We start from the raw sequence: 19,542 nt of genomic DNA, 5'->3' as shown, positions 1-19,542 counted from the left end.
GAGACGCTGGATTGCCCCACAACTGGTCAGACCGGTAAGGCCAAAAATCCTTGCAATGTCGGATTTTTCGCGCTTTCATGGCTTCGCGCTGAACAAACCGGTAAGACCACAATAATTAAGTCCTGCGCTCTTTCGCCCCGTGCGGCTACCGAAGCAAGGACACCGATCAGAGATCCCTCCCATGCTCAAATGGTGCTCGCGTTCGATCTTCCTTCAAGTCGTGCTCGGCCTTGCCCTCGGCATCGCCTGCGGTCTCAGCTTCCCCGACCTTTCCCTGCAACTCAAACCCCTTGGCGACGGCTTCATCAAGCTGATCAAGATGCTCATCGGCCTGATCGTGTTCTGCGTGGTGGTCAGCGGTATCTCGGGCGCCGGCGACCTGAAAAAGGTCGGGCGCATCGGCCTGAAGTCGGTGATCTACTTCGAGATACTGACCACCCTGGCGCTGGTGATCGGCCTGGTGTTCGCCTTCACCAGCGGCATCGGCAGCGGCGCCAACATCCACCTGGACCAACTGTCCAGCGCCGACGCCAGCAGCCTGGCCGAGCGCGGCCAGCACATCCACGGCGCCACGGCGTTCTTCATGGACCTGATCCCCACCTCGGTGATCGGCGCCTTTGCCGACAACAACATCCTCCAGGTGCTGCTGTTCTCGGTACTGTTCGGCAGCGCGCTGAACCTGGTGGGTGACTCGGCAGCCGGCATCTCGCGGCTGATCAACGAACTGAGCCACGTGATCTTCCGCATCATGGGCATGATCGTGCGCCTGGCACCGATCGGCGTGTTCGGTGCCATCGCCTTCACCACCAGCAAGTACGGCCTGGAATCGCTGCAGCACCTGGGCGGGCTGGTGGCGCTGTTCTACCTGACCTGTGCCGGATTTGTACTGATCGTGCTGGGCACGGTCATGCGCCTGTCGGGGCTGAAGCTGCTGCCGCTGATCAAGTACCTGCGTGAAGAACTGACCATCGTGCTGGGCACCGCCTCGTCCGACGCCGTACTGCCACAGATCATGCGCAAGCTCGAGCACCTGGGCATCGGCAGCTCCACCGTCGGCCTGGTGATCCCCACCGGTTATTCGTTCAACCTCGATGGCTTCTCCATCTACCTGACCCTGGCCATCGTGTTCATCGCCAACGCCACCGGCACGCCACTGGCAATGACCGACCTGCTGACCATCCTGCTGGTATCGCTGGTGACTTCCAAGGGCGCTCACGGCATCCCAGGCTCGGCGCTGGTCATCCTCGCCGCTACCCTGACCGCCGTGCCGGCGATCCCGGTGGTCGGCCTGGTACTGGTACTGGCGGTGGACTGGTTCATGGGCATCGGCCGAGCGCTGACCAACCTGATCGGCAACTGCGTGGCCACCGTGGCCATCGCACGCTGGGAGAAGGACATCGACCTGGAACGTGCGCACAACGTGCTCGACGGCAAGCCCGGTTTCGCCCCCACCCCACGCAAGCAGCCCAACCCCCATCAACAGGAATTTTGAGCGAACGTGGCCGGCACTGACGCCGGCCCTTCCAGGAGCGAACCGTGATCAGCTCATCTACCGTCGTCAACTCAGTGGTGGAAAAACTGCGCCAGGCCCTGGCCCGAGGCCAATGGCGTACCGGCGACATGCTGCCAGGCCAGCGCGAACTGGCCGAACAACTGGGCATCAGCCGCCCCAGCCTGCGCGAAGCGGTGACCGTGCTGGAAACCTTGGGCCTGGTGCGTTCGCTGCCAGGCAAGGGTGTGCTGGTACTGGATGTCGACGCCGCCACCCAGGAACCGGGCCTGGACACCAGCGCCGCAGCCAGCCTGGCCGACGTGCTGGAGCTGCGCTACACCCTTGAGCCTTTCATCGTCGGCCTGGTGGCACAGTCGGCCAACAGTCAGGACATCGGCCAGCTGCGCCTTACCCTGATGGACATGCGTGAAGCGCTGGAGGCCGATGACAGCGAAGCCGGAGTCAGGGCCTACATCGCCTTCCATGAAGCGCTGTTCGCCCTGACCACCAACCCGATCTTCCAGAGCGTGGTGCAACAGACCGGCAATGCCCTCAAGCAGAGCGCCGACATGCTGCGCAATTCGCCAGAGCACCTGGCCGCGCGGCTGAAGGAAAACGAAGCGGTGGTGCGCGCCATACGTGAGCGCAGCAGCGCCCAGGCCAGTGCCCAGATGCGCCAGCACATCCTGGCCGAAGGGTTGCGCATGGGCATCCCGTTGAACATCCCGGACGAACACCCGCATCCATGACCCCAGGAGAGCGACCATGAACGCCGCCCCTCACTTGCCGGCCCTGCTCGCGGCCGGCGAAACCCGCCTGTCGGCCGAGCAGATCTACCCGCGGCTGTTCGATGCCATCCTCGAACAGCGCCTGCCACCTGGCAGCCTGTTGCCCGAACAGGCGCTGGGCCATGCCTTTGGTGTCAGCCGTACAGTGATCCGCCGTGTGCTCGGGCGCCTGTCCGACCAGCAGGTGGTGGTGCAGCGCCCCAGCCACACTGCGCATCTGGCCGTGCCCGACCCGGAGCAGGCACGCCAGGTGCTCAGCGCCCGGCGCCTGGCCGAAACCACGCTGATCACCCTGGCCGCGCAACGCGCCCGGCCGGTACAGGTTCGCCAGCTGCGGCAACTGGTGGAGCGCGAGCGCCAGCACCATGAAAACGGCGAGCGTTGTGCGGCGATCCGCCTGGGCGGCGAGTTTCACCTGAAACTGGCGCAGGTGGCCGCCAATGCGCCACTGGCACGGTTCCTCAACGGCCTGGTGCCGATGACCTCGCTGATCATCGCCCGCTACGAGTCGCCATGCTGCGACCACTGCGCGTGGGAGGAACATGCGGCGATCATCGATGCCGTGGAGCATGGCGATGCCGAGGCGGCGCTGGGCCTGATGCACAAGCACCTCGACCGCCTGGAAGAAAAGCTCGATCTGGAATGACCCACGCTCTTTCTGGTGAACGCGGTCCCTGTGGGAGCGGCCTTGTGTCGCGAAAGGGCCGCTCCCACAGGGACCGCGTTCACGCAGAAATCTGCGTTGATCCTGAACCGCCGATAGGCTGCACGGCAGCCCTTCACTCCCCACCCTATACTCCGAGAACCACCCCAGCCTCTATCAGGGAGGCGGTTGCGTGAGCACTCGAGCCCTCCTGCTACTGTGCCTGCTGCTGGCCTTGGCCGGTTGCGCAGGCAAGCCCCCACCTGTCCCGCCGCCACCGGTGGTGCTCACCACCGCCACCTGGCAACGCATCGACCAGGAACTGATCGAAGCCTCGGTCGGCGCCGGCAGCTCGGCCAACGACTATGCACGCCGTTCCATGCGGGTGTGGAAGGAACAGGTACAGCAGCGTACCGAAAGCGACTTCATCCCTTGGTTTACCGGCTACTGGACCCAGCAGTGGCTGACCCTCAAGGTGGCCTGGTACAAGATCGACAGCGGTGAAGGCCGGGAGCCGGCGGAAAAGCGCCTGGCGCTGTACCTGCAGGAGCAGTACCACAAGCGGGTGATCGAACCGGTGGCCGAGCAGATCAACCCCGAAGGCATTCGCGACCGCGCCAGCGAGCTGTACCTGCAACTGCTCGGCCAGCAGCTGCCGGCCATCATCAGCCGCTACAACGCTCCCCCCGAGCAGTTCAGCCAACGCCTCAACCGCATTCCCGCCATCGCCCTGGGGCCACCGGATGCGCGCAATGCCAGCCTTTACCAGCTGCTGCGGGCCAAGTCGCTGGCCCAGCAACCTGCCTGGCAAGCCATGCGCCAGCATCTGCACCAGCAGGCCAGCAAAGGCCCGGGCAAGACCGATGTCGGGCTGAACTCGGTGGCCAACCAGGCCAGCGAAAAGCTCGGCGCCACCCTGGCTCCGCGCGGCATCGCCAGTGCCGTGGCGTCGGCAGTGGGCAAAGTGGCGGGGGCGATGATTTCTATTGCGGCGGCCGGCTATGGGGTCATGACCCATGACCGCGAACACCCGCAGATGGTCGAGCAGTTGCGGGTGATCCTCAACGTGGCGCTGAACCAGGAATGGCAGGAGCTGATGGAGAACCGCCAGAGCGGGGCCATGTCGGGGGTGTACTACCTGTCGGGGCAGGTCGAGGACAGCTTGCTGGCCAGTGCACCGAGGACGGAGGAACAACCGGTTGAGCAGCAGGTGAAGCAGCAGCAGGAGCCTTTGATCATTCGCCTGCCGCCGTAGTGGTTGACTGTGTCGGCCTTTTCGCAGCACAAGGCTGCTCCTACAGGGACCGCTCCCGCCTGAAGGTTGTGCGGTCGCTGTAGGAGCAGCCTTGTGCTGCGAAAAGGCCGGAACAGGTTGAATCAGGCTGCTGCCAAGGCTGAGCTGGGCAAGCCAAAGATCCGGTCGAACGCCCAGTTGTAGGCAAAGGTGTAGCACGGCACCAGCACGATAAACGCCATGTCCACCAGCAACGCCTCCAGCAATGTCATGTCCAGCCACCAGGCAATCAGCGGGATCAGGTACACCACCAGGGTCAGCTGGAAGCCGATGGCATGCGCCACCCGCCGTGCCACACTGCGCCCGCGCTTGGCCTGGCGGCTTTCCCACCACTCGAACAGGGTGTTGTAGATCAGGTTCCAGAGCATGGCGATGGTAGTGATCATCACCGCCAGAGGCCCGGTATGCGATGCGTGGGTGTCCGACAGGTAGGCCAGCCCGAGGGTCGACATGCACAGCCCGATCAGTTCATAGAAAGTCACGTAGACGAGTTTGCGTTTGAGTCCCTGCACCCGGGATTACCTCCAATGACAAAGCGATGGGGCGCGATCATGCTTCATCGTGCTTGACAGCAAAAGTCAGCAGCTGTCAGATCTTCTGACAGGAGGCTGCCATGAACTTTTCCAGCGACAATATCCAGCTGTTTCTCGCCGTGCTCGACCGCGGTTCGTTTTCCGCCGCTGCGCGGGCCCTGCAGCGGGTGCCTTCGGCCGTGAGCATGGCCATCGGCAACCTCGAGGCCGAACTGGGCTACACCCTGTTCGAGCGCGGCCCACGGGAAGTCCGCCCCACCGCCGAGGCCAAGGCGCTGGAACCTCATGCCCGGTTGATCGCCGAACAACTGGGGCTGCTGCAGGTGCATGCCCTGGAACTGTCCCAGGGGCTGGAGAGCAGCCTGACCCTGGCCGTGGTGCCGGACATCGACCACCGCCCGCTGCTGGCGGCCATCGCTCACCTGGGTGAGCGGCACCCGCTGCTGGACATCGCCCTGCTCAGCGCCCCGCAGGAAGAGGCCGTACACCTGCTGGACAGTGGCCGCGCCGACCTCTGCGTGGCTTTTGCCGGGTTGCAGGTCGATGCCCGTCGCGGCTTCCAGCACATCGGCATGGAATCGCTGGTGGCCACACTGTCCCCCGCTCACCCGGCCTTGCGCGAGGGGCGTATCCACTACCTCGAAGACCTGACCCGAGTGCGCCAGATCCTGGTGCGTAGCCATGACCTTCCGGTGACAGACCCACGCCCGTTGATAGGCGCCACGCACTGGTCAACCGACAGCTTCGACCTCGCCCTGCAGATGGTCGAGGCCGGCCTGGGCTGGGGCGACTTGCCGCTGTCGAGGGTCGCGCCACTGCTGGCCAGCGGGCGCCTGGTGCGCCTGGATTTTCGCAACACCCGCAACGAGCTGCAGTTGCCGGTACACATCTTCTGGCGCAAGCAACAACCGTTGCAGCAGGCTGCACGCCTGTTGATCGAGCAGTTGTGTAGCCAGTGAATACCGTCCGTCGAAATGACCGTAAGAAATTTCTGTAAGCACTTCAATCTTTTAACCCTTGAGCCGATATCCCGAACGATAGGTTCCGCAATGCGTCATGAGCGCACTGCGCCCTCCCCTCATTGGCCCAAGGTCTCGAAACATGAACCTGAAATTTCGCCACAAGATCCTGCTCAGCGCCTGCGGTGTCGTGGTCCTGGCATTTGCCCTGTTCACGCTCTACAACGACTACCTGCAACGCAATACCATCCGCCAGAACATCGAAGCTTCGGTGCAGCAGTCGGGCGCACTGACCGCCAGTAGTGTGCAGAACTGGATGAGCGGGCGCATCCTGGTGCTGGAAAACCTGGCCCAGGACATCGCCCAGCAAGGCGCTGGCGATACCCTGGAAGGACTGATCGAGCAGCCATCCTATACGCGTAATTTTCTGTTCACTTACCTGGGCCAGGCCACCGGTGCGTTCACCCAGCGCCCCAATGCGCAGATGCCCGCCGGTTACGACCCACGTCAGCGCCCGTGGTACGGCGCCGCGACCAGCGCCGGGCAGACCGTGCTGACTGCCCCGTACCAGGGGGCTGTCGGCGGCCTGATGGTAACCATCGCCACGCCAGTGAAAAGCAAGAACAATGGCGAGCTGATCGGCGTGGTCGGCGGTGACGTCACCCTCGACACCCTGGTCGAGATCATCAACTCAGTCGATTTCGGCGGCATCGGCCACGCCTTCCTGGCCGACAGCAACGGCCAGGTGATCGTCAGCCCCGACAAAGACCAAGTGATGAAGAACCTCAAGGACATCTACCCCGGCAGCAACCTGCGAGTCGCCGCCGGCATGCAGGATGTCACCCTCAATGGCCAGGACCGCATCATTTCCTTCGCCCCGGTGGCCGGCCTGCCTTCGGCACAGTGGTACATCGGCCTGTCGATCGACAAGGACAAGGCCTACGCTGCGCTCAGCCAGTTCCGCACCTCGGCGATCATCGCGATGCTGATTGCGGTGGCTGCCATCGCCGGCCTGCTCGGCCTGCTGATCCCGATACTGATGAGCCCGCTGACCACCATGGGCCGCGCCATGCGCGACATCGCCGAGGGCGAAGGTGACCTTACCCGCCGCCTGACCGTGCAGAACAAGGACGAGTTCGGCGAACTGGCCACATCGTTCAACCGCTTCGTCGAGCGCATTCATGCCTCGATCAGCGAAGTGTCCTCGGCAACCCGCCTGGTGCACGACCTGTCGGAGAAGGTGGTCAATGCCTCCAATGCCTCGATCATCGGTTCCGAAGAGCAAAGCATGCGCACCAACAGCGTGGCCGCAGCGATCAACGAGCTGGGTGCTGCCACCCAGGAAATCGCCCGCAACGCCGCCGATGCCTCGCAGCATGCCAGCGGTGCCAGCGAGCAGGCCCACGGTGGCCGTGAAGTGGTCGAAGAAGCGATCAGTGCCATGACCGCCCTGTCGCAGCGCATCAGCGAGTCCTGCGCGCAAATCGAAACGCTCAACGCCAGCACCGACGAAATCGGCAAGATCCTCGACGTGATCAAGGGCATCTCGCAGCAGACCAACCTGCTGGCGCTGAACGCCGCCATCGAAGCGGCGCGTGCCGGTGAGGCCGGCCGTGGCTTTGCCGTGGTGGCCGACGAGGTACGCAACCTGGCGCACCGCACCCAGGAATCGGCGGAAGAAATCCACCGCATGATCACCAGCCTGCAGGTAGGCTCGCGCGAAGCGGTGCACACCATGAACACCAGCCAGGTTTCCAGCGAGCAGACCGTGCAGGTGGCCAACCAGGCCGGCGAGCGCCTGGCCAGCGTGACCCAGCGTATTGGCGAGATCGATGGCATGAACCAGTCGGTGGCTACCGCTACCGAAGAACAGACCGCCGTGGTCGAGAGCCTCAACCTGGACATCACCCAGATCAACGCCCTGAACCAGCAAGGTGTGGAGAACCTCAACGAGACCCTGCGCCATTGTGACCAACTGGCCCAGCAGGCCGGGCGCCTGAAGCAGCTGGTAGGCAGCTTCAGGATCTGATGGCCCTGGGGGGCGCTCTGCGCCCCAATCGCGACGCAAGGCCGCTCCCACAGGTGCCATGCGATCCTTGTGGGAGCGGCCTTGTGTCGCGATCGGGCTGCGCAGCAGCCCCCTACGCCACCACCGCTTTAACCACTTTGCTCCGCCGGACCCAGGCCAGCAGCACCGCCGCCATCAGCACGAAGCCCAGGTAGCCGAACAGTGGGTACACCTCACCCACCAGGCTGATGAACCCCACCAGGCTGCATCCGAACGCCGCCACGCCGGTCACCACCGAGCCCCAGCGAAACCTCACCGTACCCGCCGGCATCAGCCGCGAGAGAAACGAGAACAACGTACCCACCGCAGTGTTGACGATCATGCCGAAGATAATCAGGCACATCACCAGCCCCAGCAGTGGCGATACTTCGTTGGCGATCGACAGCATCGGCATCGGCAGGTCAGCCACGCTGTCCAGGCGCGACAACAGCCCGGCACTCATCACCAGCATCAGCCCACCCAATGCAGCGCCACCAAGCAGCCCACCCCATACAGCGGTTCTCTCGCCCTTGGCCGACCCACCCAGGATGGCCAGGATCGGCGCGCCGGCAACGATGTTGTACGACACGTACAGGAACGCCCCCAGCAGCCAGTGACGAGCGCCCGCCTGTTGCTGGCTGGCCAGCTGGTCGAGCTGGGCGAAGCTCTGTTCCCGGCTGAACACGGCGTACAACGCAATCGCCGAGGCCACCAGGATCAGCAACGGCGTGATGGCACCAATAGCGAGGATCACCCTGCGCACATCCAGGCATACGATGCCCACCACCACCAACGTCACCAGCACGCTGCCGGTCAGCGCCGGGATGCCGAACTGCTGCTCCAGCAAGGCACCACCTCCGGCCAGCATGACCACGGTGACGGCAAACATGAAGAAGGTGATCAGCCAGTCGACGAACAAGCCCAGGTGACGGCCGCAGATGGCCTGGATCACATCCTTGTGCGAGGTTGCCTGCTGGCGATTGCCCAGCCCCGCCAGGGCCATGCCGAGGAAGGTGAACAAGGCTGCGCTGACCAGCGCACCGACCAGCCCCCACACACCGAAATCGACAAAGAACAACAACAGTTCCCGCCCCGAAGCGAACCCCGCCCCCACGATCACGCCGACAAACGCGCCGGCAATCTTCAGCTGCTCTTGCATGTGAACCTCTGGATTTATTGTTGTTTTGCTTTTTGGCGGGCAAGTCAGTCCGCCGCTCCTACAGGTAATCCACCGTCCTTGAATGCAGCGCTGGTCCTGTGGGAGCGGGTTCACCCGCGAAGAAGGCACCGCGCTGCATGGCACCGGCTACGCCGGTTTTCGCGGGTGAACCCGCTCCCACAGGGCCAGGCAATCTTCCAGGTTTTGCGCAAGACAGTTGTTCATGCGCAGATTTCTGCCCGCTCAGGCGTCGCCGACGAACGCCTGCACTTCGATCTCCACATCCACCCCCAGCGCCAATGCCGAGGCCACGGTCGAGCGCACCGGTAGCGCTGCGCCGAAGAATTCCTTGTACACCTCGTTGAAGCCGCCGAAGTGGCTCATGTCCGAGAGCCACACCGTGGCCTTGACTACCTGGTCGAAACGCGCGCCGCAGGCAGCCAGGCTTTCGGAGATGCGCTCGCAGGCGGCGCGGGTCTGGGTCTGGATGTCACCGCGCACCACTTCGCCGCCAGCACTCATCGGCACCTGGCCGGAAAGGAACAGGAAGCCGCCGGCTTTCACCGCACGGGAGAACGGGAACGGCAGGCTGCTGGGAAAACGCTGGATATCATTGCTCATGGGATGCTCCTTTCAGGGTTGCTGGAAACGGGCCGGGGACAGGCGCTCGGGCACCACCCCCTGGCTGACAAGGCCGGGACACAGGGGCAGGCCCAGCAGCAGGTCGGCAGCCAGGCGCGAGGCGCCCGCAGCCGACTGGATGCCATAGCCACCTTGTGCCGCCAGCCAGAAGAACGCTGGCGCGTGCACATCGAAACCGATCACCAGGTCGCCGTCGGCGACGAACGAGCGCAGCCCGGCCCAGGTGTGGCTCGGCCGGCGAATCGAGAGGGTGGTCATGGCTTCGATGTTGTAGATGCCCAAAGCCACGTCGAGCTCCTCGGGCGCGGCGTCCTGGGGTTCGACCGGGTCGGCATTGGCCGGCGACCCCAACAGCTGGCCGGCGTCGGGCTTGAAGTAGAAGCTTTCGTCTACGCCGATCACCGCCGGCCAGCGGGCGAAATCCTGGTCTGCCGGGCCTGGGAAAGTGAAGGCACTGCGCCGGCAGGGTTGCAGGCCGATGCGCGCCACCCCGCACTGCTCGGCCACTCGGTCGGCCCAAGCGCCAGCAGCATTTACCAGCTGGCGCGTCTGTACCCGGCTGCCATCGCCCAGCTGCACCTGCCACAGGTCATCCAGGTACCAGGCCTGGATCAGCTCGGCGTTACAGCGCAGTTCACCGCCAGCGGCGCGATAGCCGCGCAAGAAGCCCTGGTGCAGGGCATGTACGTCCAGGTCCATTGCGCCCGCTTCAAGCACCGCGCCGGCCAGGTTCTCGGCACGCAGGCTCGGTACCAGGGCCAGGGCTGCGTCGCGGTCGAGCAGGCTGACTTCGGTGCCGTTGGCCAGGTTCTGTGCGTGGGTCTGCTCGAGCAGCGTGCGCTGTTCCAGGCTGGCGACGTACAGGCAGCCGCGCGGTTCCAGCAGCGGGTGCTCGCAGAACCCTTGCGGTGGTGCTTCGTAGAAGGCCCGGCTGGCACGGGTCAGCGCCTGTATCTGCGGAGTGCCGTAGGCCTCCATGAACATGGCTGCCGAACGCCCGGTGGAATGGTAGCCAGGCTGCGCCTCGCGCTCGAGCAGCAGCACCTTCTGCCGGCCGGCCAGGCGATAACCGAGGGATGCACCAGCGATGCCCGCGCCGATGATGAGGGTGTCGTAGATCGGGATCATGCACGCTCCTGCCAGGGAATTTTCATATATGAGAATTCTAATATATGAGAATTTACGAATACGCAAGGGTCCAAGGTAAGATGCCCGACCAACGCCGCATGCCGAGACCCCCGAATGCCCGCTGCCCTACCCTTGCTGGACCGTGCCGTAGTCGGCCAGCGCCTGCGCCAGGTGCGCAAGGCGCGTCAGATGACACTCAAGCAATTGTCCGAAGCCAGTGGCGTCCCGCTGTCCACCTTGTCAAAGATGGAGCTGGCGCAGGTCTCGGTCAGCTACGAAAAACTCGCCGCCGCCGCCCGGGCGCTGAACGTCGACATTGCCCAGCTGTTGCGCGCCAGCGGCACGGTAACCGCACCAGTGCCGGTGACGGTGGTGGTCGATTCACTGCCAGCGGCGGCGGGCTACTCGACCGGCACCTATGACTATCACCCAATTGCCGGCGACTTCCCTGAGCGGCGCATGACACCCGCCTATGCCCGCATCATTGCCCGTGAACGTGGCCAGTTCGACGATTTTATCCGCCACCCGGGCCAAGAGTTCGCACTGGTACTGAGCGGGCGCGTTCGTATCGAGTTCGAAACCGGGGAAGCGGTGAGCATCGGGCCGCAGGAGACGGCGTATTTCGACAGCCAGGTGGGACATATCTACCTGTCGGAAAGTGACGATGGCGCAGATGCGCATGTGATGGTGGTGATGACTGATCGCTGACCCGGTGCTGCCTGCCAAGGCCTATCGCCGGCAAGCCAGCTCCCACAGGTACTGCACAGGCCTTGAGGTTGATGCGTCGGTGTGGGAGCCGGCTTGATAGGGCCCTGGCAGGCAGCACCTGGTTATAACCTAATAACGAACAAGTCTATTTGGCTATAAAAAAATCTATATGCTGGCTGCATCCGATAACGGGCAAAGTTGGGCGGTCGAGTAGCGTATGGATGTAGGTTCTTTCGGTTTCACCATTGCAGGCCTGGTCGTGGGTTTCATCGTCGGCATGACCGGCGTCGGTGGCGGCTCGCTGATGACCCCGATCCTGTTGTGGTTCGGCATCAGCCCGGCAACGGCCGTCGGTACCGACCTGCTCTATGCCGCCATCACCAAGGCCAGTGGCGTCTGGGTGCATGCGCGCAACAAGAACGTCGACTGGAAGATCACCGGCCTGCTCAGCCTGGGTAGCGTGCCCGCCGCGGCACTGACCCTGTGGTTCCTCAGCACCCTGCACACCGACACATCGGCGCTCAACGCCGTCATCAAGCAAGGCCTGGCGGTGGTCCTGATCCTGACCGCGCTGGCCATCCTGTTCAAATCGCGTCTGCAGGCCTTCGCCAGCCGCCATGCCGGTGACCACTATCACCTCAGCGACCGCAGCCTGAATACCCTTACCGTGCTTACCGGCGTGGTGCTGGGGGTGATGGTCACCCTTACTTCCATCGGCGCTGGCGCACTGGGTACCGTGGCGCTGTTCCTGCTGTACCCGTTCCTGGTCACCCGCCGCCTGGTCGGTACCGAAATCGCCCACGCCGTGCCGCTGACCCTGGTGGCAGGGCTGGGCCATGCGGGGATGGGCAACATGGACTGGTCGCTGCTGGGTTACCTGCTGCTGGGCTCGCTGCCAGGCATCTACCTGGGCAGCCACCTCACCGGGCGGATTTCCGACCGCGTGCTGCGCCCGTGCCTGGCGGCGATGCTGTTGCTGATTGGCTACAAGCTGGCGTTCTGACCTTCAGCCCAGGCGCAGACGCCATTGCCCGGTAAAGCTCAGCTCCAGGCGCGACAGGGGCAACACGTCGACTCGCTGGCTGGCGCTCATCGGGCAGCAAAGTACTTGTACAAGCACGGCGCGCATCACCATCGGGTGGGTAACTGCCAGCCATTCACCAGGCCTGTCGAAGGCCGCCAGCCAGGCGGCGATGCGCTGGCAAAGCACGGCGAACGACTCGCCGCCGTGAACATCACTGGCCGGGTCCTGAAGCCATTCGGTCAACGCCTGCGATTGCTCGGCCTGCAGTTGCTTCAGTGTCAGCCCTTGCCAACGCCCCAGGTCGCAATCGGCCAATGCCGGCTCGACCTGCACCGGCCCAGAAAACCACGCCGCTGTCTCGCAGGCTCGCCGCTCTGGTGCAGTCAGCACCGGCACACCGGACAGGTCGGCGAAAGGCTGTTGGCCCAGTGGAAGAATGCCGTCTTCGGCATGGTGCAGTCGCCCGGACTTCTGGGCTTGGGTCAGGGCATGGCAGATCAGCGTCAGGCGGACGGCTTTCACCGGTTTTTTCTCATGGCGGGTTGAGGCGCAAGGTTTAGCATGCTGCGGCACTTTTTGCCGCAACAAATATGGCACCGCCTGCGCCAGTGTTCCCCGGTTTATCGGTGAATGGGCCGTACAGCACCCCGATGTCAGAAGGTGATATTCAGCGCAGCGAACACCGCCCTGCCTGGCTGGTTATAGGTATTGGCGCCCGAAGTACTGGCGTTGCCACCACGCAGGATCTGCTTGTCGAACACGTTGTTCACCCCCACCCGCACGTCGTAGTTGGCGTTGAACTTGTACCCGGCGCTCACGTCCACCAGGCCGTAGGCTTCCACATCCTGTTGCGCGGCCTTGTCGTAGCTTTGCTGGGTGCGGTCGTTGAAGGTCGGCGACTTCTGCTTGCCGAAGTAGGTACCCGCCACCTGGAACGACAGCTTCTCGGTGGCGCGCCAGTCGAGGGTGGTGTTGACGGTGTATTCCGGGATCACCGACAGCGGCTCTCCGGTCTCGCGGTTGTCGTTGTCGAGCATCCAGGTCAGGTTGGTGTTCCAGTCCAGGGCCGGGGTCAGCTCGATGAACAGGTTGCCTTCGATACCCTCCACCCGCGCCTTGCCGGCGTTGTCCCACTGGGTCACGCGGCTGCCGGTGCCGATGGTGTACAACACATCGGTATCACCGACGATCTTGTTCTTGTAGTCGTTGCGAAAGTACGTGGCACTGGTGCGCCAGGTACCCCGGTCGTACATCAGGCCGATTTCCTTGTTGACGCTGATCTCGGGCTTGAGGTCGGCGTTGCCCTGCAGGTAACAGCCACCGTTGTTGGTCTGCTGCACGCTGCAACCATTGCCGCGGCTGTACAACAAGTAGTTGGGGTTGGACTGGTACAGGTTCGGGGTCTTGTAGGCGCGCGCGATACCGCCTTTGACCGACAGTGCTTCGGTCAGCTTGTGCGACAGGTTCAGGCTGGGACTTAAGTTGTCGCCGAAGGTTTCGTGGTGGTCGAAACGCAGGCCCGGGGTAATGGTGGTGTCGCCGACAATGATGTTGTCCTCGACGAACAGCGCATAGCTGCGGGCGGTCGTCTTCGAGCTGCTGCGGTCGAAACCGACGAGCCCGTCATTACCCGTGGGGTCCGAGCTTTGTGGGCGCAGCGAGCCCTGATCATTGAGCGTTTCGTACAGGTACTCGCCGCCCAGGGTCAGCACATGCTCGGTGCTGCCCATGGCGAATGGCAGGTTCACTTCGCTGCTCAGGCGCGTGTTGCGCAGGCGAGACATGGCGGCGCCTTCAGCATTGGGAGCACCTTCGGTACGGCCTGCCAGGCCCTCGTTCAGACGCCAGTTGCGCACGTACTCGTAGGCCAGCACGGTCTTGCTGGTACCCCAGGTGAAATCGCCCAGGTGGGTCAGGTCGTAGGTACTGCGCTGCATCACATTGGTTTCGTGGCCGTACAAGCTGGACACGAACTCGACGTCACCACCGCCGTTGCTGTTCATGGTGTCGCCGGCAAAGATATTGCCCTGGCGGCTGTAGCCGGCACTGGCCTCGAAGCGGTGCTCGTCGTTCAGCTTCCAGCTCAGCAGGCCATTGATGTCCTTGTTGCGTACGCCTTCGCGGCCCGCCACCAGCGCACTGGTGGCATGCCCGGCATTGATGTCCAGGTCGTCGGCATCGGTCTTGGCCAGGCCGCCGTACAGGCGGAAGCCGAGGTTGTCGGTCAGGCCGCCGCCCAGGTTGAAGTTGGCCCGGCGGCTGGCGCCCTCGGCGCTGTCTTCCGGCAGCTGGGTGTACAGGCTGACGCTGCCCTTGAGTTCATCGGTGGGCCGTTTGGTGATGATATTGACCACCCCGCCCATGGCGCCGGAACCGTAACGTGCGGCCGCCGGCCCACGCAGGATCTCGATGCGCTCGACCGCTTCTGCCGGAACCCAGTTGGTTTCACCGCGGGTATCGCGGTCGCCGTTCCAGCCATAGCGCACGGCATTGCGTGCGCTGGATGGCTTGCCGTCTATGAGGATCAGGGTGTTTTCCGGGCCCATGCCGCGCAGGTCGATCTGCCGGTTGTTGCCACGCGCGCCGCTGGCGCTGTTGCCGGTCAGGTTGACCCCGGGCTCGCGGCGGATGATTTCGGACAGGTCATTGGCCGGCGGGTGGCGCTTGATGTCTTCGGCGGTGATGATCGACGTACCCAAGGCCTGGCGTGCCTCGCGCTCGGCGGTGACCAGGGTGTCCTGGATCACCAGCGCGTTGTCGGCGACCGGCATCTCCAGCACCTCACCCGTACGCTGTTCTTCGGCCTGGGCCACGGTGGCCACCATGGCCGGTGACGCCAGCGCGACAAACGCCAGGGCCAGGCTGTTGGGTGAAGTCTTGCACTGCATGGGTACATCTCCTGCGATTCATGAGCGAAACGGCACATCCCTGGCGGAGACCGGGAGCCCTCGCCCACCGGCCTCGCAAACACAGTTTGGTGGCCAACAGGGATGGTAAATATAGTGATTCGCAATTGTGTTTAAATCTTATTTACGAAGTTTACATGTTTGTACCGGAACTTTGCTGACACGACAGCGTTGCCGGCGCAGCCCGACTATTCGCGCTGTTGCTTGCATATACCTGTCCGATTTGCATCTTGCGTGACGGCTCCTACAGTTTCGAACGTAGCACCTCTGCCGAGCCTCTTGATGCGCAGCCACGAAGAAAGCCACGCCATGAACGCCACCAGGTCCCTGTCGAAGATCCCCCGCAGCGTCTGGGCGCTGGGCTTCGTATCGATGTTCATGGACATTTCCTCGGAAATGATTCACGCCCTGCTGCCGCTGTACATGGTCACCGTGCTTGGCACCTCGGTAGTGGCGGTGGGCTTTATCGAAGGTATTGCCGAAGCGACCGCTTCGATCACCAAGGTGTTTTCTGGCGCCCTCAGCGACCGGCTGGGCAAGCGCAAGCTGCTTACGGTGCTGGGCTATGGCCTGGGTGCGTTGACCAAGCCGGTGTTCCCCATGGCCTCCGGGCTGGGGTGGTTGACCGCAGCACGCTTCGTCGACCGGGTCGGCAAAGGCATTCGTGGGGCGCCGCGCGATGCACTGGTGGCCGATGTCACGCCCGCCGAACTACGTGGTACAGCCTTCGGCCTGCGCCAGGCGCTGGATACCGTGGGCGCCGTCCTTGGGCCGTTGCTGGCGATCGTGCTGATGTGGCTGACCGCGAGCCATTTCCAGACGGTGTTCTGGGTGGCGGTGCTTCCGGCGTTCGTGGCGGTGTACATCCTCATCGCCTTCGTGCGCGAACCTGAAACGCCGGCCACCACCCGGCCGGTGCGCTCACCGCTGGCCCTGCACGAATTGGCACGCCTGGGCCCGTCCTACTGGCGGCTAATCGGCCTGGCCACGCTGTTCACCCTCGCCCGCTTCAGCGAGGCGTTTCTGCTGCTGCGCGCCCAGGACATGGGCCTGGCGCCGCTGTGGGCGCCGGCAGTGCTGGTGCTCATGGCCCTGGCCTACTCGCTGTCGGCCTACCCCGCGGGGGTGCTGTCGGACCGCGTAGGCCGCCGCGGCGTGCTGATGACCGGGCTGGGGCTGCTGGTCGCCGCCGACCTGCTGCTGGCCCTGCTGCCGGGCTGGACCGGGCTGGCCATGGGGGTGGCTGCCTGGGGCCTGCACCTGGGCTTCAGCCAAGGCATCTTTGCCGCCATGATCGCCGACAGCGCCCCCGCGGCGCTGCGCGGTACAGCCTTCGGCCTGTTCAACCTGCTGACCGGCATGGCGCTGCTGGTGGCGAGCGTGGTGGCCGGGCTGTTGTGGGACGGGGTCGGCTTCAAGGCGACATTCCTGCTTGGCGCAGCGTGTGCCGGCGGCACCCTGATCGGGGTCGTATTGCTCAGATCGGGCCCGATCACCGGCAATCCGAACTAGGCCAGCGCTGGCTGCTGCTCCAGTAGCGACCAGCCGCCATGTCCATCCACCTCCAGCCGGTGGGTATGGAAACCTGCCAGTGTACTGCGGTGCCCGACACTGACCAGCAACGCGCCCGGCATTTCCGTACGCAACAGCGAATACAGGGCATGCTCGAGCCCTTCGTCCATGGCCGAAGTGGACTCGTCAAGGAACACCACCTGTGGCCGGTTGAACAGCACCCGGGCAAATGCGAGGCGCTGCTGCTCACCGACCGAGAGAATGTGTGACCAGTCACAGCTGACTTCCAGTCGCTCGACCAAGTGGGCCAGGTTGACCTGGCGCAAGGCCTGTTGCATCCGCGATTCATCCTCAGGCTTGCTGGCCGCCGGGTAGGCGATGACGGTGCGCAGATCGCCCAGCGGCAGGTACGGCCGCTGCGACAGGAACAGCGCCTGGTGGCCAAGCGGGCGCCTGACCTCACCCTCGGCGTACGGCCAGAGTCCCGCCAGCGCACGCAGCAGCGTGGTTTTACCGCTGCCCGACGGCCCCTTGATCAACAGCGCCTGGCCGGCATGCAGGTCAAGGTCCAGGTCGGTGATAAGGGCATGCCCGTCCGGGCGCAGCACCTGCAGGCGGCTGATCGCCAAGGCATGCTCCTGGTCCTCGGTGATGACGCGCGGCAAAGCGCTCGCCTGCTCATTGGCATCGAGGAAGCCGGTCAGACGGTCGAGGGTGGCCCGGTACTGGGCAAACGCATCATACGACTCGCGGAAGAACGACAACGAATCCTGCACCTGGCCAAAGGCCTGGGAGGTCTGCATGACGTCGCCCAGCTTGATCGCCCCGCTGAAGAAGCGCGGTGCCTGCAGAATGAAGGGGAACACCACTGCGACCTGGCTCACGCCCAGGTTGAAACCGCTGAATTTCAGGTTCCGGAACACCAGCGCCCAGGCATTCACGATCAAGGCACCAAAGCGACCCAGCAACGTGCCCCGCTCGACCTGCGCGCCCTGGTAGAAAGCGATGTTCTCGGCATTTTCGCGCAGACGCATCAGCGCGTAACGGAAGTTGGCGGTGAGCTTTTCGTTGAGGAAGTTCAGGCGGATCAGCGGTCGTCCGAGGCGGAAGGCGATCCAGGTGGCAACGATGACGTAAAGGTACACGGCAAACACCATAGCCCGGGGAATCTCCACGCCGGCAACGGCCAGCGGCGCCGACAGCCCCCAGAGGATGCCGGTGAACGCCACCAGCGAAACCAGCGCACTGACTGCGCCCAGGGCGAGGGTCACCGAGTTGCTGACAAAGGCGTTGACGTCCAGTTCGATACGTTGGTCAGGGTTGTCCACGGGCTCGGCGAGGAACTGGCCACGGTAGTAGGCATCGCCGTGCATCCAGTCGTGGGTCAGGCGCTCGGTCAGCCATACTCGCCATTGGATGCTGAACGCCTGGCTTACATAGAAGGTGAACAGCGAACGCAGTACATGGATGGTGGCCAATACTGCAAAGACACCGAGCAGGTACCAGAAGGCCGCTTGGTCAAGGCCCTGCAAGGCGCTGTAGAAGCCGTTGTACCAGAATGAGAACAGCACGTTCAGACGCACCGAGAATAGCGTCAGAACCAGCAGCAGGGCGAACACCAGTAACGGCCGCCAACTGCGCCTGAAACTGAAATAAGGCCCGGCAAGCTGCCAGAACTGGCTACCCCAGCGCGTACAACGTACGGCCAGTGTGGCGGCTGCTGTGAAGCAGACAAGGGTGATGAACGAAGCGATTGCCAGCCAGCTCAGGCTCTCTTGCAGGGCCTGGTGCCAGTTCATTTCCATGATGGGTATCCGTGCTGAGTATTTCCGCGAGCGTAGCATTGACCTGTGATTCGTCAGGCATAAATGACGCACATTTCATGATTGCCTTCGGAGCTACGCGGGCCCCTGTTGGGCGGGCGAGTCGAGGTGTCGAACCGCCGTGAAGCGGGCGACGTGGTGGATGGCACCGGCTATGCCGGTGTTCGCGGGTGAACCCGCTCCCACAGGGGCGGCGTATGCTTGGGATTTTTTGCACCATAAAGACAAAACCCCTACCTGCATGCGCAGATAGGGGTTTTGCGAAATGAATCTTGACGATGACCTACTCTCACATGGGGAAACCCCACACTACCATCGGCGATGCATCGTTTCACTGCTGAGTTCGGGATGGGATCAGGTGGTTCCAATGCTCTATGGTCGTCAAGAAATTCTGTTGCCAGAATGTCCAGATGGACAGCCCAGCGAATTCGGATATGCGATATTTGTGATGTTGCGAACTTTCGGTTGTTTCGTCTTCACCACCGCAATCTGCGCTAGCAAATTGCTTGGGTGTTATATGGTCAAGCCTCACGGGCAATTAGTATTGGTTAGCTCAACGCCTCACAGCGCTTACACACCCAACCTATCAACGTCGTAGTCTTCGACGGCCCTTTAGGGGATTCAAGATCCCAGTGAGATCTCATCTTGAGGCAAGTTTCCCGCTTAGATGCTTTCAGCGGTTATCTCTTCCGAACATAGCTACCCGGCAATGCCACTGGCGTGACAACCGGAACACCAGAGGTTCGTCCACTCCGGTCCTCTCGTACTAGGAGCAGCCCCTCTCAAATCTCAAACGTCCACGGCAGATAGGGACCGAACTGTCTCACGACGTTCTAAACCCAGCTCGCGTACCACTTTAAATGGCGAACAGCCATACCCTTGGG

General features: G+C 63.4%; 16 protein-coding genes, 2 rRNA genes and 1 pseudogene (1 of these 19 running past the window's edge). 10 read left to right on the top strand and 9 right to left on the bottom strand.

Going from position 1 to position 19,542, the window contains the following annotated elements:
* Positions 1-181 precede the first annotated feature (181 nt).
* From QN085_RS08995 to QN085_RS08980, 4 genes are all read left to right on the top strand, one after another.
* On the top strand, positions 182-1,492 hold the full coding sequence (locus tag QN085_RS08995) for a C4-dicarboxylate transporter DctA (protein ID WP_013971866.1): 1,311 nt from the start codon (positions 182-184) through the stop codon (positions 1,490-1,492).
* A gap of 44 nt (positions 1,493-1,536) precedes the next feature.
* Positions 1,537-2,241, top strand: a complete 705-nt coding sequence (locus QN085_RS08990) for a FadR/GntR family transcriptional regulator (RefSeq protein WP_015269682.1) — start codon at positions 1,537-1,539, stop codon at positions 2,239-2,241.
* Positions 2,242-2,257: 16 nt separating this feature from the next.
* The gene (locus QN085_RS08985) at positions 2,258-2,926 is read left to right on the top strand and encodes a GntR family transcriptional regulator (RefSeq protein WP_013971864.1); all 669 of its coding nucleotides are present in this window, start codon (positions 2,258-2,260) and stop codon (positions 2,924-2,926) included.
* Between the two features lie 190 nt (positions 2,927-3,116).
* Positions 3,117-4,178 carry a hypothetical protein gene (locus QN085_RS08980; RefSeq protein WP_013971863.1) on the top strand — a complete coding sequence of 354 codons (1,062 nt, stop codon included), beginning with the start codon at positions 3,117-3,119 and terminating at the stop codon, positions 4,176-4,178.
* A gap of 122 nt (positions 4,179-4,300) precedes the next feature.
* On the opposite strand, the gene QN085_RS08975 is transcribed toward QN085_RS08980, so the two are convergent.
* Entirely contained in the window at positions 4,301-4,729 is a 429-nt protein-coding gene (locus tag QN085_RS08975) for a PACE efflux transporter (protein ID WP_013971862.1), read from the bottom strand.
* Positions 4,730-4,830: 101 nt separating this feature from the next.
* Here QN085_RS08975 and QN085_RS08970 point away from each other — a divergent pair, with 101 nt between their 5' ends.
* From QN085_RS08970 to QN085_RS25960, 3 genes and pseudogenes are all read left to right on the top strand, one after another.
* The gene (locus QN085_RS08970) at positions 4,831-5,709 is read left to right on the top strand and encodes a LysR family transcriptional regulator (RefSeq protein WP_023661323.1); all 879 of its coding nucleotides are present in this window, start codon (positions 4,831-4,833) and stop codon (positions 5,707-5,709) included.
* Positions 5,710-5,806: 97 nt separating this feature from the next.
* Positions 5,807-6,835: pseudogene (mcpA, locus tag QN085_RS25965) on the top strand (methyl-accepting chemotaxis protein McpA); the annotation flags it as partial.
* A 162-nt stretch (positions 6,836-6,997) separates the two neighbouring features.
* Entirely contained in the window at positions 6,998-7,738 is a 741-nt protein-coding gene (locus QN085_RS25960; RefSeq protein ID WP_370290711.1) for a methyl-accepting chemotaxis protein, read from the top strand.
* 112 nt (positions 7,739-7,850) lie between these two features.
* Here QN085_RS25960 and QN085_RS08960 read toward each other — a convergent pair whose 3' ends face one another.
* From QN085_RS08960 to QN085_RS08950, 3 genes are all read right to left on the bottom strand, one after another.
* The gene (locus QN085_RS08960) at positions 7,851-8,915 is read right to left on the bottom strand and encodes a YkvI family membrane protein (protein WP_023661954.1); all 1,065 of its coding nucleotides are present in this window, start codon (positions 8,913-8,915) and stop codon (positions 7,851-7,853) included.
* 243 nt (positions 8,916-9,158) lie between these two features.
* Positions 9,159-9,536 (bottom strand): RidA family protein, encoded by a 378-nt coding sequence (locus QN085_RS08955; RefSeq protein WP_023661953.1) that lies wholly within the window; start codon positions 9,534-9,536, stop codon positions 9,159-9,161.
* Positions 9,537-9,548: 12 nt separating this feature from the next.
* Positions 9,549-10,685 (bottom strand): NAD(P)/FAD-dependent oxidoreductase, encoded by a 1,137-nt coding sequence (locus QN085_RS08950; protein ID WP_004375949.1) that lies wholly within the window; start codon positions 10,683-10,685, stop codon positions 9,549-9,551.
* Positions 10,686-10,799: 114 nt separating this feature from the next.
* Between QN085_RS08950 and QN085_RS08945 the strand changes: the two genes are divergently transcribed.
* Positions 10,800-11,393: a helix-turn-helix domain-containing protein gene (locus QN085_RS08945; protein ID WP_015269673.1), complete on the top strand. Its 594-nt coding sequence runs from the start codon at positions 10,800-10,802 to the stop codon at positions 11,391-11,393.
* A 217-nt stretch (positions 11,394-11,610) separates the two neighbouring features.
* A complete protein-coding gene (locus QN085_RS08940; RefSeq protein WP_013971855.1) occupies positions 11,611-12,396 on the top strand; it encodes a sulfite exporter TauE/SafE family protein in 786 nt (261 codons plus the stop codon).
* 3 nt (positions 12,397-12,399) lie between these two features.
* On the opposite strand, the gene QN085_RS08935 is transcribed toward QN085_RS08940, so the two are convergent.
* Both QN085_RS08935 and QN085_RS08930 read right to left on the bottom strand, forming a co-directional pair.
* Positions 12,400-12,939 carry a histidine phosphatase family protein gene (locus QN085_RS08935; protein WP_013971854.1) on the bottom strand — a complete coding sequence of 180 codons (540 nt, stop codon included), beginning with the start codon at positions 12,937-12,939 and terminating at the stop codon, positions 12,400-12,402.
* A gap of 131 nt (positions 12,940-13,070) precedes the next feature.
* Positions 13,071-15,305 (bottom strand): TonB-dependent siderophore receptor, encoded by a 2,235-nt coding sequence (locus QN085_RS08930; protein ID WP_023661952.1) that lies wholly within the window; start codon positions 15,303-15,305, stop codon positions 13,071-13,073.
* 300 nt (positions 15,306-15,605) lie between these two features.
* On the opposite strand from QN085_RS08930, the gene QN085_RS08925 reads away from it, so the two are divergent.
* Positions 15,606-16,835, top strand: a complete 1,230-nt coding sequence (locus QN085_RS08925; RefSeq protein WP_285690458.1) for an MFS transporter — start codon at positions 15,606-15,608, stop codon at positions 16,833-16,835.
* Here QN085_RS08925 and QN085_RS08920 read toward each other — a convergent pair.
* From QN085_RS08920 to QN085_RS08910, 3 genes are all read right to left on the bottom strand, one after another.
* Positions 16,832-18,640 carry an ABC transporter ATP-binding protein/permease gene (locus QN085_RS08920; RefSeq protein WP_023662878.1) on the bottom strand — a complete coding sequence of 603 codons (1,809 nt, stop codon included), beginning with the start codon at positions 18,638-18,640 and terminating at the stop codon, positions 16,832-16,834. The two genes, QN085_RS08925 and QN085_RS08920, sit on opposite strands and share 4 nt — an antisense overlap.
* A 288-nt stretch (positions 18,641-18,928) precedes the next feature.
* Positions 18,929-19,044, bottom strand: a 5S ribosomal RNA gene (rrf, locus tag QN085_RS08915).
* 131 nt (positions 19,045-19,175) lie between these two features.
* Positions 19,176-19,542: ribosomal RNA gene (locus QN085_RS08910) — 23S ribosomal RNA — on the bottom strand (it continues 2,525 nt past the right edge of the window).

It is taken from the genome of Pseudomonas sp. M2(2023) (genome assembly GCF_030263955.1).
Classification (GTDB): domain Bacteria; phylum Pseudomonadota; class Gammaproteobacteria; order Pseudomonadales; family Pseudomonadaceae; genus Aquipseudomonas; species Aquipseudomonas asiatica.
Note: the sequence above shows the minus strand (reverse complement) of the source record. Positions and strands in the feature narration are given on the sequence as shown.

What these genes read in the sequence shown, in the direction of transcription:
- QN085_RS08940 (WP_013971855.1), top strand. Translation starts at nt 11,611, where the DNA reads ATGGATGTAGGTTCTTTCGGTTTCACCATTGCAGGCCTGGTCGTGGGT.
- QN085_RS08950 (WP_004375949.1), bottom strand. Translation starts at nt 10,685, where the DNA reads ATGATCCCGATCTACGACACCCTCATCATCGGCGCGGGCATCGCTGGT.
- QN085_RS08995 (WP_013971866.1), top strand. Translation starts at nt 182, where the DNA reads ATGCTCAAATGGTGCTCGCGTTCGATCTTCCTTCAAGTCGTGCTCGGC.
- QN085_RS08925 (WP_285690458.1), top strand. Translation starts at nt 15,606, where the DNA reads ATGCGCAGCCACGAAGAAAGCCACGCCATGAACGCCACCAGGTCCCTG.
- QN085_RS25960 (WP_370290711.1), top strand. Translation starts at nt 6,998, where the DNA reads ATGCGCACCAACAGCGTGGCCGCAGCGATCAACGAGCTGGGTGCTGCC.
- QN085_RS08970 (WP_023661323.1), top strand. Translation starts at nt 4,831, where the DNA reads ATGAACTTTTCCAGCGACAATATCCAGCTGTTTCTCGCCGTGCTCGAC.
- QN085_RS08930 (WP_023661952.1), bottom strand. Translation starts at nt 15,305, where the DNA reads ATGCAGTGCAAGACTTCACCCAACAGCCTGGCCCTGGCGTTTGTCGCG.
- QN085_RS08960 (WP_023661954.1), bottom strand. Translation starts at nt 8,915, where the DNA reads ATGCAAGAGCAGCTGAAGATTGCCGGCGCGTTTGTCGGCGTGATCGTG.
- QN085_RS08920 (WP_023662878.1), bottom strand. Translation starts at nt 18,640, where the DNA reads ATGGAAATGAACTGGCACCAGGCCCTGCAAGAGAGCCTGAGCTGGCTG.
- QN085_RS08985 (WP_013971864.1), top strand. Translation starts at nt 2,258, where the DNA reads ATGAACGCCGCCCCTCACTTGCCGGCCCTGCTCGCGGCCGGCGAAACC.
- QN085_RS08955 (WP_023661953.1), bottom strand. Translation starts at nt 9,536, where the DNA reads ATGAGCAATGATATCCAGCGTTTTCCCAGCAGCCTGCCGTTCCCGTTC.
- QN085_RS08945 (WP_015269673.1), top strand. Translation starts at nt 10,800, where the DNA reads ATGCCCGCTGCCCTACCCTTGCTGGACCGTGCCGTAGTCGGCCAGCGC.